Origin of the sequence: Paenirhizobium naphthalenivorans (assembly GCF_007992095.1) — a bacterium.
Classification (GTDB): domain Bacteria; phylum Pseudomonadota; class Alphaproteobacteria; order Rhizobiales; family Rhizobiaceae; genus Allorhizobium; species Allorhizobium naphthalenivorans.
The window spans coordinates 1-2,508 of sequence record NZ_BJZP01000072.1 but is presented as its reverse complement, the minus strand read 5'-3'; the positions used below and the strand labels follow the sequence as shown (position 1 = coordinate 2,508).

General features: G+C 60.0%; 1 protein-coding gene. It reads left to right on the top strand.

Translation table 11 applies throughout. From position 1 onward, the window contains the following. Positions 1-304: 304 nt before the first annotated feature. A partial coding sequence (gene traA, locus RNA01_RS23010; protein WP_147182415.1) for a Ti-type conjugative transfer relaxase TraA occupies positions 305-2,508 on the top strand: 2,204 nt, incomplete at its 3' end.

Sequence of the window (2,508 nt, the reverse complement as noted above, 5' to 3'; positions counted from 1 at the left end):
TTGTTCCTGCAAACGGGCAAGTTCTTCGCGAATTTTCGACGTTGGCTTCTTCATCGGGATGCAATCTCCAGTGATATCCGTGGAATGGTGGGATGAGAGTCCCCGATTTTTCCCCGGCAGGACAGGTACAAATTTGTACCTCGCCAAAGCGTCAGCATTTGGCGAATGATCCCGCCGCTCGACAAGAGCGGATCCAAGGGCGCAATTATACGTCGCTGACGCGACGTTCTGCTTTTGCCCCCTGGCGGGGCCACCTCTTGCGATCAACCTGTTGATTTCGTTCGCAAGAAGGAGCGATCCGCCCGTGGCCGTCCCGCATTTCTCAGTCAGCATCGTCGCTCGTGGCTCTGGCCGCAGCGCAGTGCTGTCTGCGGCCTACCGGCACTGCACCAGGATGGAGTATGAGCGGGAAGCACGCACGATCGACTACACAGGCAAGCAGGGTCTTCTGCACGAGGAGTTCGTGATCCCTGCCGATGCGCCAGACTGGCTGCGCGCCATGATTGCCGATCGATCCGTCTCGGGAGCCTCGGAAGCGTTCTGGAACAAGGTCGAGGTGTTCGAGAAACGGGTGGATGCCCAGCTCGCCAAGGACATCACCATCGCGCTGCCGATCGAGCTCTCCTCCGAGCAGAACATCGCTCTGATGCAAGACTTCGTTGCCGAGCATATCACGACGAAGGGTATGGTCGCAGACTGGGTCTATCACGATGCACCCGGCAACCCGCATGTCCATCTGATGACGACGTTGCGGCCTCTGAGCGAGGATGGGTTCGGTGCAAAGAAGGTCGCTGTTCTTGGACCAGACGGCCAGCCCATGCGCAATGACGCCGGCAAAATCATCTATGAACTCTGGGCGGGTGGCGCCGAGGACTTCAATGCCTTTCGTAACGGATGGTTTGCTGTCCAGAATCGCCACCTGGCGCTTGCCGGGCTGGATATCCGCATCGATGGCCGATCCTTCGAAAAGCAGGGTATCGACCTGACCCCGACCATTCATATCGGGGTCGGCGCCACCGCCATCGAGCGAAAATCGGAAACGGAAAACGGGCTGGCGACAGCCGGGTCACGGAAGCTCGAGCGGATTGAATTGCAGGAGGAGCGGCGCGCGGAGAACGTCCGGCGCATCCAACGCAATCCCGGCATCGTGCTCGATCTCATCACCCGTGAGAAAAGCGTTTTCGACAACCAGGATGTGGCGAAGGTCCTCCATCGCTATGTCGACGACGCGGCTCTCTTCCAAAGCCTGATGGCGCGGATCATGCAGAATCCTGATGTGCTACGTCTCGATCGGGAGCGGATTGATTTCGCTTCAGGCGTGCGTACGCCGGCTCGGTTCACCACGCGTGAGATGATCCGCCTTGAGGCCGAGATGGCAAACCGGTCGATCTGGCTGTCCCAGCGATCGTCACACCGCGTCCGGCAGAAGATCCTTGAGGCGGTGTTCGCGCGCCATGAGCGCCTCTCGGATGAGCAGAAAACGGCCATCGAGCATGTTGCAGGTCCAGAGCGGATTGCAGCCGTGATCGGCCGCGCCGGCGCCGGCAAGACCACGATGATGAAGGCGGCGCGCGAGGCCTGGGAAGCGGCCGGCTATCGTGTCGTTGGCGCCGCCCTGGCGGGGAAGGCGGCCGAAGGATTGGAAAAGGAAGCGGGTATTCTTTCCCGCACATTATCCTCCTGGGAACTCCGCTGGGCCCAAGGTCGCGACCAACTCGACGACAAGACTGTCATGGTCCTCGACGAAGCCGGCATGGTCTCCTCCAAACAGATGGCGCTGCTTGTCGAAGAGGCAACGCTGCGCGGCGTGAAGCTCGTTCTCATTGGTGATCCCGAACAGTTGCAGCCGATCGAGGCAGGTGCCGCCTTCCGCGCCATCACTGAGCGTATCGGCTACGCCGAACTCGAAACCATCTATCGCCAGCGCGAGCAATGGATGCGCGACGCTTCGCTCGATCTCGCTCGCGGCAACATCGCCAAGGCTGTCGAGTCCTACAGTGCAAACGGTCGGATGATGGGATCGACCTTAAAGTCGCAAGCCGTCGAAAACCTTATCTCCGATTGGAACCGTGAGTACGATCCGTCCCGGTCCTCTCTAATGCTCGCCCACCTTCGCCGCGACGTCAGGATGCTCAACGAGCTGGCGCGCGCCAAGCTGGTAGAACGAGGGATCGTCGATGGCGGTCACGCCTTCAAGACGGAAGATGGTATCCGTCATTTTGCCGCTGGCGACCAGATCGTCTTCTTGAAGAATGAAGGCTCGTTGGGCGTCAAGAACGGCATGCTGGCCAAGGTCGTGGAAGCCGCCCCGGGGCGTATCGTTTCCGAAGTCGGCGAAGGCGAACATCGCAAAGTTATCAGCGTAGAGCAGCGGCTCTATAACAACGTCGATCATGGATATGCGACCACGATCCATAAGAGCCAGGGCGCGACCGTGGACAGCGTCAAGGTTCTGGCCTCGCTTTCCCTCGACCGGCACCTGACCTATGTGGCGATGACCCGTCATCG